The sequence below is a fragment of the Alteromonas mediterranea DE genome, from assembly GCF_000020585.3.
GTDB lineage: Bacteria > Pseudomonadota > Gammaproteobacteria > Enterobacterales > Alteromonadaceae > Alteromonas > Alteromonas mediterranea.
In genome coordinates, this window is sequence record NC_011138.3 from 1,823,446 (window position 1) to 1,841,208 (window position 17,763).

At 44.7% G+C, this 17,763-nt stretch carries 14 protein-coding genes; 6 read left to right on the forward strand and 8 right to left on the reverse strand.

All coding sequences use genetic code 11. From position 1 onward, the window contains the following. Positions 1-5: 5 nt before the first annotated feature. Positions 6-1,301, reverse strand: a complete 1,296-nt coding sequence (glgC, locus tag MADE_RS08195; RefSeq protein WP_012518152.1) for a glucose-1-phosphate adenylyltransferase — start codon at positions 1,299-1,301, stop codon at positions 6-8. A 593-nt stretch (positions 1,302-1,894) separates the two neighbouring features. On the opposite strand from glgC, the gene MADE_RS08200 reads away from it, so the two are divergent. Together MADE_RS08200 and MADE_RS08205 are read left to right on the forward strand one after the other, a co-directional pair. After that, positions 1,895-2,428, forward strand: a complete 534-nt coding sequence (locus MADE_RS08200) for an SRPBCC family protein (RefSeq protein ID WP_012518153.1) — start codon at positions 1,895-1,897, stop codon at positions 2,426-2,428. A 76-nt stretch (positions 2,429-2,504) separates the two neighbouring features. Then, positions 2,505-3,659: an MFS transporter gene (locus MADE_RS08205; RefSeq protein WP_023559632.1), complete on the forward strand. Its 1,155-nt coding sequence runs from the start codon at positions 2,505-2,507 to the stop codon at positions 3,657-3,659. 7 nt (positions 3,660-3,666) lie between these two features. Here the strand turns inward: MADE_RS08205 and MADE_RS08210 are convergent, their stop codons facing one another. The 7 genes from MADE_RS08210 to MADE_RS08240 all read right to left on the reverse strand — a co-directional run bounded on the left by MADE_RS08210 (position 3,667) and on the right by MADE_RS08240 (position 12,131). After that, complete coding sequence (locus tag MADE_RS08210; RefSeq protein ID WP_012518156.1) at positions 3,667-4,653, reverse strand: transposase; 987 nt, start codon at positions 4,651-4,653, stop codon at positions 3,667-3,669. A gap of 386 nt (positions 4,654-5,039) precedes the next feature. Then, entirely contained in the window at positions 5,040-5,936 is an 897-nt protein-coding gene (locus MADE_RS08215; RefSeq protein ID WP_012518157.1) for a hydroxymethylglutaryl-CoA lyase, read from the reverse strand. 4 nt (positions 5,937-5,940) lie between these two features. Continuing rightward, positions 5,941-7,941, reverse strand: a complete 2,001-nt coding sequence (locus tag MADE_RS08220; RefSeq protein WP_012518158.1) for an acetyl/propionyl/methylcrotonyl-CoA carboxylase subunit alpha — start codon at positions 7,939-7,941, stop codon at positions 5,941-5,943. Next, complete coding sequence (locus MADE_RS08225) at positions 7,931-8,731, reverse strand: enoyl-CoA hydratase/isomerase family protein (protein ID WP_012518159.1); 801 nt, start codon at positions 8,729-8,731, stop codon at positions 7,931-7,933. The genes MADE_RS08220 and MADE_RS08225 overlap by 11 nt, the downstream gene beginning before the upstream one ends. Before the next feature lie 11 nt (positions 8,732-8,742). Continuing rightward, entirely contained in the window at positions 8,743-10,350 is a 1,608-nt protein-coding gene (locus tag MADE_RS08230) for a carboxyl transferase domain-containing protein (RefSeq protein WP_012518160.1), read from the reverse strand. Between the two features lie 207 nt (positions 10,351-10,557). Further along, positions 10,558-11,727 (reverse strand): isovaleryl-CoA dehydrogenase, encoded by a 1,170-nt coding sequence (locus MADE_RS08235; protein WP_012518161.1) that lies wholly within the window; start codon positions 11,725-11,727, stop codon positions 10,558-10,560. After that, positions 11,724-12,131, reverse strand: coding sequence for a MerR family transcriptional regulator (locus MADE_RS08240; protein ID WP_015066940.1), 408 nt, complete (start codon positions 12,129-12,131; stop codon positions 11,724-11,726). Before MADE_RS08240 ends, MADE_RS08235 begins: the two co-directional genes overlap by 4 nt. Positions 12,132-12,476: 345 nt before the next feature. On the opposite strand from MADE_RS08240, the gene MADE_RS08245 reads away from it, so the two are divergent. The 4 genes from MADE_RS08245 to MADE_RS08260 all read left to right on the forward strand — a co-directional run bounded on the left by MADE_RS08245 (position 12,477) and on the right by MADE_RS08260 (position 17,649). After that, entirely contained in the window at positions 12,477-13,652 is a 1,176-nt protein-coding gene (locus MADE_RS08245; protein ID WP_020743392.1) for a thiolase family protein, read from the forward strand. A gap of 93 nt (positions 13,653-13,745) precedes the next feature. Continuing rightward, positions 13,746-14,885: an alpha/beta hydrolase family protein gene (locus tag MADE_RS08250; RefSeq protein WP_012518164.1), complete on the forward strand. Its 1,140-nt coding sequence runs from the start codon at positions 13,746-13,748 to the stop codon at positions 14,883-14,885. Next, positions 14,878-16,113, forward strand: a complete 1,236-nt coding sequence (gene kynU / locus MADE_RS08255; protein WP_012518165.1) for a kynureninase — start codon at positions 14,878-14,880, stop codon at positions 16,111-16,113. The genes MADE_RS08250 and kynU overlap by 8 nt, the downstream gene beginning before the upstream one ends. 132 nt (positions 16,114-16,245) lie before the next feature. Next, positions 16,246-17,649, forward strand: a complete 1,404-nt coding sequence (locus MADE_RS08260) for a diguanylate cyclase (RefSeq protein WP_041912866.1) — start codon at positions 16,246-16,248, stop codon at positions 17,647-17,649. Positions 17,650-17,763 lie beyond the last annotated feature (114 nt).

Here is a 17,763-nt window from a genome sequence, read left to right on the forward strand (position 1 = left end):
CATTTTTAGAGGGTTATGCTGATGTTTGGGGCTTGGCTTAAACCGCCAACCGGCTGGCCTAACATTTCTCTGGTTACCAACACTACACCTTTCTCTGAAACGCGGAACCCTCGCGCTTTATCTTGCTCTAGGTCGTAACCAATTGTTGTGCCTTCCGGGATAACGCAGCCGCGATCAATAATGACTCTCTTCAATTTGCAGTGGCGTTTTATTTCTACATCGGGAAGGATGACCGCGTCTTCAATTAAACCGTAAGAATGCACACGTACGTTAGAAAAACAAATAGACGAGCGAAGCGTTGAGCCTGAAATAATACAGCCCCCTGAAACGACAGAGTTAATTGCCTCGCCACGTCTGTCGTGGTCTTCCCATACAAACTTGGCCGGTGGTAATTGTTCTTGGTATGTCCAAATGGGCCATTTTCTATCATACAAATTAAGCTGTGGAACTGGCGCAACCATTTCCATATTCGCTTCCCAAAAGGAATCAATTGTGCCGACGTCACGCCAGTAGGCGTTATCGCCACCACTTTGTTCAAACGGGTAAGCGTAGACGGGGTGGTCTGCAATAATAGATGGAATAATGTCCTTACCAAAATCGCGCTGAGACCCCATGTTTTCAGAGTCAACCCGTAGCTGTTCGAAAAGAAATTCGGTATCGAAAACATAGTTGCCCATAGACGCTAGACAGCGAGTGGGATCATTTGGAAGGGGAGTGGGGTTTGCAGGTTTTTCTTCAAAACCATTAATACGGTAGTTCTCGTCTACTGACATCACGCCGAATGCACCTGCTGCTTCTTCTAAAGGTACTGACATGCAGGAAACGGTCATCTTGGCACCTGATTCTTTGTGCTTGGCTAGCATATCGCCGTAGTCCATTCGGTAAATATGATCGCCCGACAAGATCATGACATATTTCGGCAGCTCATCTCGGATGATATCTATGTTTTGGAAAACGGCGTCAGCGGTGCCTTCATACCAACTGTCTGAAAAGCGTTGAGAAGCCGGAAGAATTTCAACAGATTCGCCGAGCTCCTTCTTAAAGTGGCCCCAGCCCCTTACAAGGTGACGGATGAGAGAGTGCGATTTGTATTGGGTGACCACGCCTATTCGTCGAATACCAGAATTCACGCAATTTGATAGCGGGAAGTCGATAATTCTAAATTTACCGCCAAAATAAAGTGCCGGTTTAGCTCGCCAAGTAGTGAGTTCGTGTAATCTAGAACCTTTTCCACCCGCAAGAATGAGCGCATAAGTATCGCGAGTAAGGTTACTGATGTAACGAGAACTTTGATCTGCCATTTCCTATAAACTCCTGTAAAAAAGCGACAACTGTGTATCGATAGAAATATAAAAAGAAAACGAAGTGTTGCGATTGATTGCGCTATATATGAACGGCCTGTTTGAACAGGCTTTTTGATAACATAAACCCATACTACACAAGATATTTTAGAATGACAGTGGGATTTTCAATGTTTGTGACGAATTGGTAAATTATTTAAAATTATGTTGTGTGGCGGCTTACAGAGACACCCAAGCCAAGCAGCTTACATCGACTTGCAAAGACGACTTGCAAAGACACCCAATCTAATTAGCTCGTAGCTGCATTCATCTTATATTCTTAAGAAAGACACCCATGCTAAGAAATAAGCGTTTGGCTCCCAGTCCGAGCATATGCGAATAGTTATATACAAAGGTATATACAAAGACACCCACCCTAATTCTTGTTCAAGGCCATGAAGCATTCTTCTATGAAAAATGCGCCGAACATCCGTAAAAAACTTAAGTTGGGTGTCTATCTAACTTTTAAATAAGAAAAGAATATGTAGAACATCCAGTGACAATTGTTAATTAAATGTTATATTCGTGAGGTTGATTTACTAACGGAGCTTTTTATGGGTGTACTGAAGAAACTTTTAATAGTATTTGGCGCTGTAATTGCAATTTTCGTGATTTCTAGTTTTTTCATTCCGAAAGATTATAGTGTAGAAAGAACGATCACAATTGATGCCGAACCTTCTGATGTCTACCCATACGTTGTAGATTTAAGAGAATGGAAAAAATGGGGCGTTTGGTTTAAACGAGACCCTAATATGCAGCTTACCTACTCAGGCCCAGATAGAGCTATTGGCATGCGCTCGGTATGGGAAAGCGAGACTGAGGGAAATGGCGAAATGGAGATTACTCAATTAGAGCACAATAAACGTGTACTTTACCGTTTGTATTTCCCAGATTTTGACATGGGCTCTTCGGGGATAGTAGAAATAAAGCCAACGGCAGGTGGTACGTTAGTTACTTGGAGGGATGAAGGGACGGTAGACAATAATCCAATCAATCGATATTTCGCTTTATTAATGGACGGCATGATTGGACCGGACTTCGAGATGGGTTTAGAGAACTTAAAGATACTAGTAGAGAATGATGTGTAACTGAGGCAGCGTTATGATCTTATTATCGAAAAGTGCCGTAATTAAACACAAAAAATAGCGGTACACATCCGGCTTAATGAAACCAAAAAATCAACTCATAGCGGGCTTGTCTTTCAACAAGCTTGCGGACCTTTTAATTTCAGCAAAAACCACTTTGACAGCCCTTCTTTTGAGCGTTGGTGCGCCGATTTGGATGATCGGTTGGTTAGTGCCCATTAGAGAGTCTGGAGCTCTCCTTCCTCAGGTTCTAATAAGCATATATCTGCGTAAACACCCAAAGAGACACATAGTGTGGCGGGTGGGTATGTTGGTTCAGTCTCTTGCTGTCATTGGAATGCTTGTTTCTGCCACACTCTTATCTGGTGCCAAAGCGGGAGCATGCATACTTGCCTCACTTGTATTGTTAAGTCTAGGGCGCTCAGCTTGTTCACTTACGGTAAAAGATATGGAGGCTGATGTAGCGAGAAAGGGGCAGCGAGGAAATCTGATTGGCGTCGCTTCAACGGTATCTGGAGTAATAACGCTTCTCATAGCTATACCCTTAGCGCTCTATGAGGGGGCTTTTTCTTCTAATACGCTTATGGTCATTTTGTGTGTGAGTGTCTTGGCCTTTCTTGTAACATTAGTATGTGTCTGGCCAATCAAAACAAACGTAGAATTAGATGACAGTTCAGACGGTGCCATGGGCATTGATTTTGATTCGACGGTGTACAAGTTTATATTCGTTAGAGGCCTATTCGTTCACTCTGCGTTAGTTGCTCCTTATTTCATGCTTGAAAAAAGCGGCGAGGCCCAAGAGTTACTTCCGATTTATATTGGCGCAGAAGCATTAGCGGCGCTTTTGTCTTCAATCATTTGGGGTAAAATTGCGGATAAGAGTGCAAAGCTAACGCTTCAAGCATCAGGCGTTCTCGCTCTATTTGCATGCGTTGGATTACTTGTACTTCAATCAACGTCAATAGTCACTTCAGCACTTCTATTTTTCGTTCTCTCCGTTGCTCATGCTGGCGTAAGGACAGGAAGAAAAACCTATAGTTTAGATGTAAAAGATGGTCATGACAGAACTGAGCTTGTCGGGTTTTCTAATACAGCAATCGGACTTGTTTTGCTTGGCTTTGGGGCTATCTACGCTGCCTTAACGCCTGTTTTGTCGTTCAGCGTCGTATATATCATGTCTGCTATGCTTTTATTTGCCATAGTCGCTTCACTTATTTTACCGAATGAAAAGTGATAGGCAGCTAATCGTCAAAGCAAACTGCTGCAGACTTAATACATGCCATTCTTTTCCTATTGGTGCGCTTTTTGAACGCCAACATAGACGCCGTGTTACCTACTGCAAATGAGAAAAGATTTTCGAAACTGCTTATGGTTTGTAGCCACTCTGGTGAGGTTGTATCAATAATGACTCGCTCAACATTTTGTACCTCAGATGAGGTTGTGCTGTTTTTCGGCAACGAATTGGTTAATGCGGCAATCGAATCGCTAAGAAGAAAGCAATATTGTTTGAGCGTAAGATTTAAATATTTTTTGTTTTTGGGTCGCTTTTCACCTTTAAATGGTATTAAACCCTGAGTCTTTTTATTTTTTGATGGGCAGAAAAGTCGTGTATAAATGCTCGTGTACACAGAATCGTTTAAGCTTTTCGCCGCATTAGCCCGAATAGGGTTTAAGTCGACATAAGCCATGCAAGATAGCAACGCTTTTTCAGTTAATAGTGCTTGAGAGCGAAAGCGTCCCTCCCAAAAGCGGCCTGTACACTCATCCTCTTCGTTCGCTTTTCTTGCAATATGCTCGTTTAAGTCTCTCATAAACCAACTGATGTCAAAAAGCCTTTTCCTGTAGATATCAGCGGTTTCTTTGACCGCTTTTATCTCAATATCGCTCAGAACCTCTCCTTTTAAATACCTTTGGGTAAGTAGAGTTCCCCTGTGTATTTTGTGCCATTGGCGTAAAACCGTATCTAGTGACCAGGATAGCGCTGCGCTTTTATTTACACACAACACAATGTGAATATGGTTACTCATGACGGCATATGCACAAATGTCGATAGCGAAAATACTACTTAAAAACAGTAACCTGTTTTCGACCCAAGACTTTCTGTGCTCATAGCTAACATTCGTTGTGTGGTCATAGCCACAAAGGTAGCTTCGACGTACACATCGCGAAATACAATGATAATAAGGGGTATCTTGAAGGCTTATAAGAGATTTCCTGCTTTGCGCCATGATGCTTTTCTACGATCGTTGGAAAAAGTTTCAAGACAGTAGCATTATCACTAGCCCTTTGTGACCTGAACTCAAGGTGTGTTTTGTTAATACCTGAACTGCTAGGAAAGACACCCATTGTTAAACATGTTCTATTTGGCAAGACACCCATTATACCCCCCTTTTTAAAAGAAAGTTACGCAGACACCCACGTTAGCTTTTTAGAAGGTTTTATCAAAAAGTAGCAACTAAATGGCTACATGAGTAATCGATACAATTTATAGTGGGTGTCTTGCTAAGAGGTAAGCGATTAAGCGCCAAGCTAAAGCATCATAAAAAACTTTTAGGATGGATGGCTCGATAAAAAGAGCATGCTTGGAAGGGCAGCATGCTCCAAAAAAAATCAATTATTTAGCTAATAGTGCGTTTGCGGCTTTCGATACCGGTGGGCGGCCCAAAACCTCAGAGATATAGGACGATGCAGTAAGTAATCTATCCATATTCACACCTGATGAGATTTTCATCCCATTAAGCATATAAACAACATCTTCAGTTGCAACATTTCCACTAGCCCCTTTTGCATAAGGACACCCCCCAAGGCCCGCGACGGCGGAGTCGATAGTAGCAATGCCGTATTCAAGTGCTTTGTACAAGTTAACGAGAGCTTGGCCGTATGTATCGTGAAAGTGGGCCGCAAGTTTTTGTGCAGGTATATCCTTAAGTACATCTTCTAACAAAAGACTCGTTGCTCTAGGCGTGCCGGCTCCGATAGTGTCCCCCAACGAAATTTCATAACAACCCATGTCAAGCAGGGCTTTACTCACTTGCGTAACTGCTTTAGGCGAAATGTCCCCTTGATAGGGGCACCCCATAACACATGAAACATAGCCTCTTACCTTGATATTATTCTTATCAGCCAATTGAAAAACATCTTCAAAGCGTTTCAAGCTCTCGCTTATAGAGCAGTTTATATTTTTCTGCGAGAATGCCTCAGATGCAGAGCCGAACACAGCAACTTCTTTTACGCCAGCGTCAATAGCGGTTTCTAGTCCCCTAATATTAGGTGTAAGCGCAGAATACTGGACATCTGTTCTAGAAGGGAGTGCCTGGAAAACTTCATCCGAATTTGCCATTTGAGGTACCCACTTTGGAGAAACAAAGCTGCCTGCTTCTATGCGTTTAAGGCCGGTTTTTGAAAGTAGATTTATTAGCTCAATCTTCTGCGCTGCACTTAAGTTGAGCGTTTCATTTTGTAGTCCGTCGCGCGGACCAACTTCAACAATACTGACTTTAGATGGAAGCATAATATTAAGCCTCAGCCAAATCTTTCGAAGAAAACGCTAAAAGCGTTGCCCCACCGTCAACGAGTTCCCCTGGGTTGAAATAAAACTCTTCAACCTTGCCATCATGAGGAGCAATAATGCTGTGTTCCATTTTCATGGCTTCCATTATTAGGATAGGCTCACCTTTTTTGACTGCTTGCCCCTTGCTAACAAGGTGGGTAACGATAGTGCCATTCATTGGTGCATTAAAGTTTGCTTGGTCATCGGTACTGTTGACGTCACCTAACGATGCTGTCTTAACAACATACTTGACGTGGGTGTCTTTGTTAAAAAGGGTAAACTGTTCGCCATCTTGAGAGAATGAAAACGTCCTCTTGTGTCCGTCAATAGTAGCGTTTAGCGTTTGGTCAATAATAACGCCAGAGGCCTCAAAGCTTTGGCCATCTGCGGTTACTTTCCAGTAGCCATGGCTATCATCAAAATGATGCTTAACTTCAACCTGTGTTTCCTTGTTGTCGCTAATCAGCGTAAGCGTCTCACTGTGTTGACTATTAACCCTCCAAGCGCCGGCTGTCGACCATACAGAGAGTGTTCTTGGGCTTTGGCTTCTCGTTAGAATGGAAAGTAGTGCCATAGCGGGGAAGTCGTGTTGGGTGTCTTGATTAATCGTTTCACTAAAGAGTGTATCGTGGTGCTTTTCCACGAATGTAGTTGTTAGTTCCGCGGAAACGAAAGATGGGTGTGACGCTACACGCTTTAAAAAATCAATGTTAGTGCTTACCCCGTCGATATAATATTCCCCCAAAGCGCTTGTTAAATGCTTCAGTGCAACTTCACGGTTCTCTCCCCAAACCACAAGCTTGGCAATCATAGGGTCGTAAAACACACTTACTTCATCACCTTGCTCTACACCTGTATCTACGCGAACTACATCATTTTCTTCTGGCGCATGCAGTAAGCGTAAGGTACCCGTTGAAGGTAAAAACTCATTCTTTGGATCTTCGGCATAAATACGCGCTTCGAATGCATGTCCCGTTAATGTAAGTGCGTTTTGCGCCTTAGGTAACGGCTTTCCTTCAGCGATTATGAGTTGCCAAAGTACTAAGTCTTCTCGCGTAATCATCTCGGTAACAGGGTGTTCCACTTGCAGACGTGTGTTCATTTCCATGAAGTAAAATGAATCATCTTCATCAAGTAAGAACTCAACAGTGCCAGCACCAACATAATTGATTGCTTTGGCTGCAAGAATTGCAGCCTCACCCATTTTTTCTCTAACATGCGCAGACATGTTTGGGGCAGGGGCTTCTTCAATAATCTTTTGATGTCGACGCTGCACTGAGCAGTCGCGCTCGAAGAGGTAAACTCCATTACCATGGGTGTCACAAAAAACTTGGATTTCGACATGACGAGGCCGAGTCAGGTATTTCTCAACAAGCATATGGTCATCGCCAAAGCTCGCCATAGACTCGCGTTTGGCAGCGTTTAGGGCTTGGGAGAAGTCTTTTTCGCTCCAAACCTGACGCATACCTTTACCGCCGCCACCGGCAGCAGCCTTAAGAAGCACTGGATAGCCCATATCATCAGCAGCTGCTTTTAATACCGATTCGTCTTGGTCATCGCCATGGTAACCGGGTACTAGAGGTACGCCGGCTTTTTCCATTATGTGTTTAGCCGCAGATTTAGAGCCCATTGCTTCAATTGCTGACGCTGGTGGGCCTACGAAGATAATGTCGTTCTTAGCACAAAGCTTGGCGAATTCAGCATTTTCCGAGAGAAAACCATAACCTGGGTGAATAGCATCAACGCCTAGCTGCTTTGCTTTTTCGATTATTACATGGCTTTTTAAATAACTTTCTTTTGACGGGGAAGGGCCAAGGTAAATAGCCTCATCTGCCATTTTTACGTGCAGTGCGTTGCGGTCGGCGTCTGAGTATACGGCGACGGTTTTTATGCCCTGTGCGATGGCTGTCTTTATAACACGGCAGGCAATTTCACCGCGGTTTGCAATTAGTAATTTATTTATCATTGTTCATCTCCACCCAAGAAGCACTGCGCTTTTCTAAAAAGGCAGATAAGCCCTCTTGACCTTCCTCTGAGGTCCTAACTTGGGCAATTAACTTACTTGTTTTGCTCAGTAACTCATTATTGATTTCTTGCGAAGACACCCACTGCACGAGCGCTTTCGCTTTCGCTACAGCCTGAGGTCCGTTCTTAATGATGTTAGATAAAATGTTGTCGATAGTGCTATCAAGCTCGTCTTCAGTCACCGATTCGCTTAGAAGGCCTAACCGTCTGGCTCTTCTGGCAGAAAAAACTTCCGCCGTTTGGAAATAACGCCTGCAAACACGAGCGCCCATTGCTTCAACAACGTAAGGGCTAATTGTGGCCGGGATAAGACCAATTTTAACTTCACTTAAGCAAAACTTGCTCAGCTTGCTTCCGATGGCAATGTCGCAACACGCAATCAAGCCTACAGCTCCGCCGAAGGCTGCGCCTTGTACTCTTGCTATCGTTGGCTTCGGCATTGTGTAAAGCGTTTGCAGCATTTCTGCCAAACCGAGTGCGTCATTTTCATTTTGCGCTTCGGTATAGGTGGCCATTCTTTTCATCCAGTTAAGATCAGCACCAGCACTAAAGCTTTTACCTTCGGCCTTTAAGATCAGTGCTCTTACGTTCTTATCTTCTCCCGCCTGTTTAAATGCACGGGTTAGCTCACTTATCATTTTATCGTCGAAGGCATTGTGCTTTTCAGCTCTATTCAATGTAACAGTGGCGATGTTTCTTTCGTCTACGTGGTAAATAACCGATGGTTCCATGACCTAAACTCCTACATTCTAAATATGCCAAATTGGGTGTCTTCGATAGGCTTGTTAAGCGACGCTGAAAGCGACAGCCCCAGTACCAAGCGAGTATCTGCGGGGTCGATAACGCCATCGTCCCAGAGCCGCGCAGACGCGTAATAGGGGTGACCCTGCTTTTCATAGGTATCGATAACCGGCTGTTTAAAAGACTTTTCTTCTTCTTCACTCCATGTCTCGCCCGCACGTGCTTTCTGGTCGCGTTTTACTTGAGCCAGTACACCAGCTGCTTGCTCGCCCCCCATTACTGATATACGGGCGTTTGGCCACATAAACAGAAACCGTGGGTCATAAGCTCTTCCGCACATGCCATAGTTACCCGCACCGAAACTTCCACCAATAAGAACGGTGAGCTTTGGAACATTGGCACACGCTACTGCAGTTACCATTTTGGCGCCGTGCTTTGCAATGCCGCCGTGCTCGTACTGTTTACCCACCATAAAGCCGGTAATATTTTGCAGAAATACAAGCGGAATTTTACGTTTTGCGCAGAGTTCGACGAAGTGCGCACCTTTAAGTGCACTTTCACCGAAAAGTATGCCGTTATTGGCAACAATACCAACTGGGAATCCAAATATTCGTGCGAACCCGCACACAAGCGTTGTCCCATAAAGCGCTTTGAACTCGTCAAAATCAGAGTCATCTACGACACGAGCGATAATGTCTCTCACGTCATAGGTTTGTCGACTGTCTGCGGGAACGATGCCGTAAATTTCTTTTGTGTCGTAACGTGGTGGCTTTACGTCGGTCACGTCTACATAATCGGGCTTTTTCCTATTCAGTCTTGATATGGCATTACGGGCGAGCGAGAGTGCGTGGTGATCGTTATTAGCAAGATGATCGGCAACACCTGAAATACGCGTATGCACATCGCCGCCGCCAAGCTCTTCAGCGGTAACCACTTCGCCTGTAGCGGCTTTAACAAGGGGAGGACCACCTAAGAAAATTGTTGCTTGCTCTTTTACGATGATACTTTCATCTGCCATCGCGGGGACGTACGCACCACCTGCTGTACAAGAGCCCATTACAACCGCAATTTGCGGAATATTTTTAGCCGACATATTAGCTTGGTTGAAAAATATTCGGCCAAAGTGCTCTCTGTCAGGGAAAACATCATCTTGGCGAGGTAGGTTCGCGCCGCCAGAGTCCACTAAATAAATACAGGGTAGATTGTTTTGCTCGGCAATAGTTTGTGCGCGCAGGTGTTTTTTTACCGTTAACGGGTAATAGGTCCCGCCTTTAACCGTGGCGTCGTTAGCCACAATCATGCACTCAATTCCTGCAACAATACCTATACCTGCAACAACGCCAGCGCAGGGCACGTAGTCGTCGTACACTTCCCATGCGGCCAGCTGTCCTATTTCCAAAAATGGTGTATCAGCGTCAATTAGTGCGTTAATACGGTCACGAGGCAGTAGTTTTCCTCTAGATATATGACGCTGTGCAGCTTTTTCACCACCGCCTTGAGAAATTTTATTAATTTTTTCTAATAGGTCGTTTACCTGAGCCTGCATGTGCTCAGCGTTTGCAATAAACGTTTCAGATTTCGTATTTATACTTGAGCGAAGAACGGGCATAACCCCTCCTTGTGTTGGGCATCAACGAAGTGTGCCTCGTTAACTGGTGTTAGCTTGACACCCATGCTAACCATCTTTTGCTGTGATGGGTGTCTTTGCAACTTATTCGCGTTTTAATTCTGCAAGGTTGTGTGTCTTGATAATTTGCTTTTCACTTTTCGCAGCTTTTCGCCACACAGTGAAGGCATTATCACCCTCTACCTTGCGTTATTTAGATTCGTTAAATAATTCTCGGCCTATTAGCATTCGGCGAATTTCTGATGTGCCAGCACCAATTTCATAAAGTTTTGCGTCTCTTAACAGGCGACCTGTAGGGTATTCGTTGATGTAACCGTTACCGCCAAGAAGCTGAATAGCATCTAGCGCCATTTTGGTTGCGAGCTCAGCAGAATAAAGAATGGCGCCAGCCGCATCTTTGCGCGTTGTTTCGCCGCGGTCGCACGACTTAGCAACAGTGTAAACATAAGCGCGCGCAGCATTCATTTGCGTGTACATATCTGCCACTTTTCCTTGAATTAGCTGGAACTGGCCGATCGACTGTCCAAACTGTTGGCGGTCGTGTATGTAAGGCACAACAATATCCATACAAGATTGCATGATACCCAGCGGCCCACCTGATAAAACAAGCCGCTCGTAGTCTAAGCCGCTCATTAACACACGAACACCTTCGCCTTCTTTTCCAAGGATGTTTTCAGCCGGCACTTCGCAGTCTTCGAACACTAACTCACAGGTGTTTGATGAGCGCATTCCTAACTTATCGAGCTTTTGTGCGCGACTGAAACCAGGAAAGTCTCGCTCAACGATAAACGCCGTGATCCCTTTAGGGCCTGCATTTGGATCGGTTTTAGCGTAGATAACAAATGTGTGAGCGTCAGGACCATTAGTTATCCACATTTTATTTCCGTTAAGAATGTACTTGTCGCCGCGCTTTTCCGCTTTCAGCTTCATACTTACAACGTCTGATCCCGCGTTGGGTTCACTCATGGCTAATGCACCGACATGCTCGCCACTCACTAGCTTCGGCAGGTATTTTTCTCGCTGAGTGTCGTTACCGTTTTTAAATATTTGGTTCACGCATAAATTCGAGTGCGCGCCGTAACTTAGCCCTATGCCGCCTGAAGCACGACTCACTTCTTCCATAGCAATAGTATGAGCAAGGTAGCCCATTTCAGAACCACCGTACTGCTCTGAGACAGTGACCCCTAGAAGCCCCATATCTCCAAGCTTAGTCCACAGTTGATTAGGAAATTGATTTTCAGCGTCGGCCTGTTCAGCAAGAGGCGCTATTTCATTTTGAGCGAATTGATAGACCTGGTCTCGTAACATTTCGATGTCTTCACCAAGCCCGAAATTTAAAGTAGGGTAGGAGGTATTCATGCGATTTTTCCTCGTTTTAGTTCTGCGAGTTCTTCACGGCAGCGTGCTTCAACATCATCCAGTTCAGTCATTAACATCTGAATATCTTCTAGTTGTTGTTTAAGTACAGCTCTTTTTTGTTCAGTCATATCTAGCATGGCTTCCAGCTGAACCGCCGAATTAGGGTTTGTGTCGTACATGTCGAACAGTGTTTTGACTTCCGCTAGGGAAAAACCCAGCCGTTTACCACGCAAAATTAGCTTTAATCGCACTCTATCTTTATTCAAATAAACGCGATTTTGCCCCGTCCTAGAGGGTGACATTAATCCTTGCTCTTCATAAAAACGGATGGAGCGAGGTGTGATGTCAAACTCTCGAGCGAGCTCACCTATTGCATATGTTGTTTCGTCATCGTACTTGTTCATTACATGTACCTTGTTCTTTAAGCGCTGCTTAACACCCGTCGTTTGCATGGGTGTCTTTGTAATTTGTTGGCTGAATTGAGTGGGTGTCTTTGTAAAAGCATCACGTTTTTTTCGAATGATTTTACATCGCTATGTTAAAACGTAGTGTTTAGTTGACACATACTCAGTACAGGTTTACGTTAACGTTAATTACATTTTACGTTAAGGTAAAGTAACATTTTGCTAACGTCAATTTTTCATGGTGAAGGTCAGGTGTTGTAGCTGATAGAGGTGTTTACTTTTGTATACATTTGGCTGGCTTTCTTCAATCCATTCAATATTTTAAATGAAATTAAGGGCACGGATATGAGTAATGAATCAGTAGTGATAGTCGCGGCGAAACGTACACCTATGGGTGGTTTTAACGGTAGCTTGTCTTCTCTCGCTGCGACAAAGCTTGGAGAAATTGCGATAAAAGCTGCGTGTGATGAGGTGGATGTCTCTGTAATTGACGAGGTCATTATGGGGTGTGTTTTACCGGCTGGGTTAGGGCAGTCTCCTGCGCGACAAGCGTCAATAGGGGCGGGGCTTCCGCTAAGTGCCGGTGTTACCACTATCAATAAAGTCTGTGGTTCAGGCTTAAAAGCAGTCATGATGGCCCATGATCTTATCAAAGCAGGCAGCGCCTCTGCGGTGGTAGCTGGCGGTATGGAAAGTATGAGTAACGCGCCATACATGTTGCCAAAAGCGCGAACGGGTTATCGCATGGGGCATGGCCAAGTTATTGATCACATGATGCTAGACGGCCTTGAGAATGCTTACGACGGTAAAGCAATGGGGTGCTTTGCTCAAGATACTGCTGATGAAGAGAATATTGGCCGCGGTGAAATGGATGAATTTGCATTAAGTTCATTGTCTAAAGCGCATGAAGCAATAAATAGCGGCACGTTCAACGACGAAATTGCACCAGTAACTGTATCTTCACGTAAAGGTGATACAGTGGTGGATACTGATGAAGGCCCGGGCTCTGCTCGACCTGAAAAGATCCCCACACTCCGCCCAGCCTTTAAAAAAGACGGTACGGTAACGGCAGCGAACTCTAGCTCTATCTCTGACGGTGCAGCAGCACTTGTTGTTATGAGCGAAAGCAAAGCTAAAGCCCTTGGATTGGCGCCATTAGCAAAAGTGGTAGCTCATGCTACGAACTCAATAGAGCCCGAGAATTTTACGGTTGCACCGGTAGGCGCAATGGAAAAAGTGTTAGACAAAGCTGGTTGGACAAAAGAAGACGTAGATCTCTTTGAAATCAACGAAGCTTTTGCCATGGTAACTATGCTGGCGATTAAAAAGCTAGGGCTTGATGAAAGCAAAGTGAACGTAAAGGGCGGGGCATGCGCATTAGGCCATCCCATTGGCGCTTCTGGCGCACGCATCCTTGTAACACTTCTTCATGCACTTAAACAAAGCAATGGTCGTAAAGGTATAGCATCGTTGTGTATTGGCGGTGGAGAAGGCGTTGCTCTTGCTGTTGAGATGCTTTAAGTCAAGTTTCATGGCGTACATGTAAAAGATTTAATCACAGAGTGACATCACTTTAATGTTGCTCTGTGTTTCAATAAAAGAAAAAGTCAGAACATGAAGAACACAGTACACATTACTACTTTTACACGCGCACTATTTATCGCACTTATCTCTTTGCAACAGCTAGCTGTTGCGCAATCAGCTACTTTCAAAAGTGGAATCGAACCGCAGTTCAATTACAAAGACACCCAAGATATTGCAGCAAGTAATAAAGACATCCATCGTATAAATACGGCTAGCAAAGACACCCACGTTAAAAGCGACGCGCGCCCCCCACAAAGCGCACCCGAGATTAAGCAACCCGCAAACTCTGACGTTAAGCGAGATGACGTTAAGAATGACACCCATGCTAAAACTAGCGAAATTTACAAAGACACCCACGATAAACCTAATGAACTGTCAGCTAGCAGTAAAACGTTAACGCAAGTGCCATATGCTGCGTTGGGTGTCTTGCCAACAAGAGAACATGACGAGCTGTTTAGCTACGGAGAAAGCCCGCTTCAGTCTGTTTACGTGTGGCATGGACGCAATACAAAGCACGATAAGTTTGCTGGAAAAGCTGTTGTGTTTGTTCATGGCGGGTGCTGGTTGAATGCCTACGGTTATGATCATGCAAACGGGTTTTATAAGGCGTTGGCGGATTTAGGGATGGGTGTCTTCGTAATGGAGTATCGGCGCGTTGGCGACAAAGGCGGCGGTTGGCCTGGTAGCTTAAATGATGTTACTGAGGCCATGATAACGTCGCTTGAACGTATCCGTGGTAATGGACGTTATTCGAAGGTTTATATTGCTGGGCATTCGGCAGGTGGGCATCTTGCTATGCTTGCCGCGCAGAAACTGCCACAATTTACACAAAGCGTTAGCGTTGAGAAAGTCATTGGACTTGCTGCTATCACCGATATAAACGCTTACGCTGTTGGAGCCAACAGTTGCCAGACTGCTACTGCAAAATTCATGCATAGCATGCCGGATGAAAACCCCGAAGCTTATCAAGCTGCCACTCCTAACGCGAAACTTATCAATACACCCATAGTGTTGATGCAAGGTGACGCCGATAGCATTGTACCTAAACTCCACGCTACAATGGCTGGCGCAAAACAAAAGATAATAGCAAATGGTGGCCACTTCGATTGGCTACACCCTGACTCTACATCCTTTGATGCTTTACTTGAGGTTATTGGTGAACATGATTAATAAGGTTTTTTCCGCTGAGCAACTTGATGACAAGGACCCGCTAGCACACAAAGCCGGGGCTTTTTCGCTTCCAGACAACACCATCTATTTAGACGGTAATTCTCTTGGCCCTTTACCGAAATCAGCAGAAAAGCGAGCGGTTGAAGTAGTTCAAGAGCAATGGGGGCAAGGCCTTATTACAAGTTGGAACAAACACCAGTGGATTTCCTTACCTCAACAAGTCGGCGACAAAATAGGGGAGCTTATAGGCGCGCAACAGGGCCAGGTCATCTGCTGTGACTCTATCTCTATTAACTTATTTAAAGTGTTAAGCGCCGCGCTTAAAATGAACCCAAGGCGCAAAGTAATTGCGACCACACGTGATAATTTTCCAACCGATATCTATATGGTTCAAGGGTTGTTAGATTTACTTGGCGAAGAGTACAGTATCCGCTATGTAGATGAAGCCAGTATTAGTAGCCAGTTAACCGATGATATTGCCGTGCTTATGCTTACGCAGGTTAACTTTCGAAGTGGGCTTAAGCTTGATATGAAAGGCATTACCGAGCAAGCACATGCAAAAGGGATTTTGACGTTGTGGGATCTTGCCCATAGTGCCGGTGCTTTCCCAGTATGCTTGGATGATTGCAACGTAGATTTTGCCGTAGGGTGTTCGTACAAGTATTTAAACGGCGGCCCCGGCGCGCCAGCATTTATTTATGTTGCGCGCCGTCATCAAGATAGCTATCAGCAGCCCCTGTCTGGATGGATGGGACACAGTGCCCCTTTTTCATTTTCTCCCGACTACGCGCCAGATAGCTCGGTAAAGCAAAACTTGTGCGGTACGCCCGGTGTTATAGGCATGAGTATATTAGATGCGGCATTAGACGTTTTTGACGATGTGTCACTGAAAGCCATCGACGAGAAGTCGAAAAAGCTTCAAGCTTTTTTTATTGCTGAAGCAAAAAGGGCAGGGGTGTTAGAACATTTCGGTGTGGCGAGCCCACCGATTAATTGCCGGGGTAGCCAGTTAGCCCTCGCCCACGATGAGGCTTATGCCATTTGCCAAGCGTGGATTGCTGAAGGGGTGATCGCTGACTTCCGCGCACCTAATATTTTGCGGATAGGGTTTGCGCCGCTTTATTTGAGCTTCGCCGATGTCGAAAAGGCGGTAACAAGGCTTGCAATAATCATGAACGAAAAACGTTATGAAAATGCGACATTCCAGCAAAGACAGAGCGTTACCTGAGCAATTAGGCCCATATACGCCTAATTGATTGCATTTTTATTATTTACGCTTAATACTTCGCGGTTGTCTTTGAGCTCGTTAACTGTTTTGGGTGTGTGGTTGAAAAAAATAAGAAAGTATCTTTTTGGTGTGGTGTTGTTTTTAGGCGCGAGTGTTTTCAGCGCTATTCTAAAAGCGGGCCCCGAACAACAAGCCGCTTTTACTCCATCTGAGGAGATCACTTACTGCATTGACCCCAACTGGGCGCCATACGAAGCGATAAGAAATGGTATTCATGTTGGCATCTCAGCCCAATATATGCGGCTGATTGCCGAGATTGCTGACCTTGAATTCACGCTTGTGCCTACAGAAAGTTGGCAACAAAGCCTAGAATATGTTCAGCAGGGGAAGTGCAAAGTGATCCCTATGCTCAATACCTCAGATTATAGAAAGCAGTTTCTAGATTTCAGTATTCCTTATTTTGAAGCGCCTAATGTGCTGGTGGCGAAGGCAGGTACGCCTATGCTTCAAGGTTATTCCGGCGTAGGTAATCGCACGGTAGGCATAGTTCAAGGTTATCGACAAGTAGAGTATATCTCCCGCCACTACCCAGGGTTACGGTTGAAACTAATGCCTTCGGAAGAAGAAGGGCTGAAACAACTGGCAAATGATGAGTTTGATGTTATGGTCGGCTCCTTGATGAGCGTAAATATGCACATTAACAACTTAAAATTAAAAGACATTAACATTGTCGGCTATGCTGAGCCTTTCGACTCTTTGGCCTTTGGGGTAAATAAATCGTTCGGGCACTTGGTTGATAAGCTCAACTTTGCCATCGAGCGGATCCCTGAATCTCGGAAAGTGGAAATATACAAACAATGGAATAATGTTCAAATACGCTACAGTCGTAATTATACCGTGATGATATTGAGCACTATTATTATGCTAATAGGGCTGTTGTGGTTAATATCGAGGAACCGTCATGTAGGTGCCTACAAGCGTATTATTAATCAGAAAAATGAAGAAATAAGCGCGCTACAGGCCACCTTGCTGGAAAAAAACAGAACCCTTGGCTTTCTTTCTGCCCATGACACAATTACAGGGCTGTACAATCGCAATCATATGATTCAGCGAGCGGAAGAGGAAATCTCTCGCTTCCAGCGCTTTCAAACAACGGCCTCGTTAATTATTCTTGAGCTAACCCACTCTCATGACGATGGGCATTCGCTTGAAGCATCATCGCTGGAAGAGCCGCTTAAAGTGGTTGCCACCCAATGCTTAAATACCGTAAGAGAGGTGGATGTGGTGTCTCGCTTTAGTGGTGAGCAATTTATTATACTTTGCCCACAAACCGAGGTAGGTGCTGCAAAGATACTCGCAGATAGATTACTTAAATGTGTAACGAGTCATTACCTTCTAACCGATAATTTTAAAGTTGCGATAGGCATGTCTGAGCTTAAGCAATCTGAAGAGTTTTCCGACTGGATGGAGCGTACCATGAAAGCCCTGTATCAATCTAAGCGCCACGGGTTTGGCAGTGTGAGCATAGCGCCATAAATTTTTGAACGAATAAATATAACGTCTAAATCTACGTCTACTCAACAACGCGTTCATTTCATTATTATTAGCGTGTGTTAAGGCTTCACGGCTTAGGTCGTCGAGATACAGGAA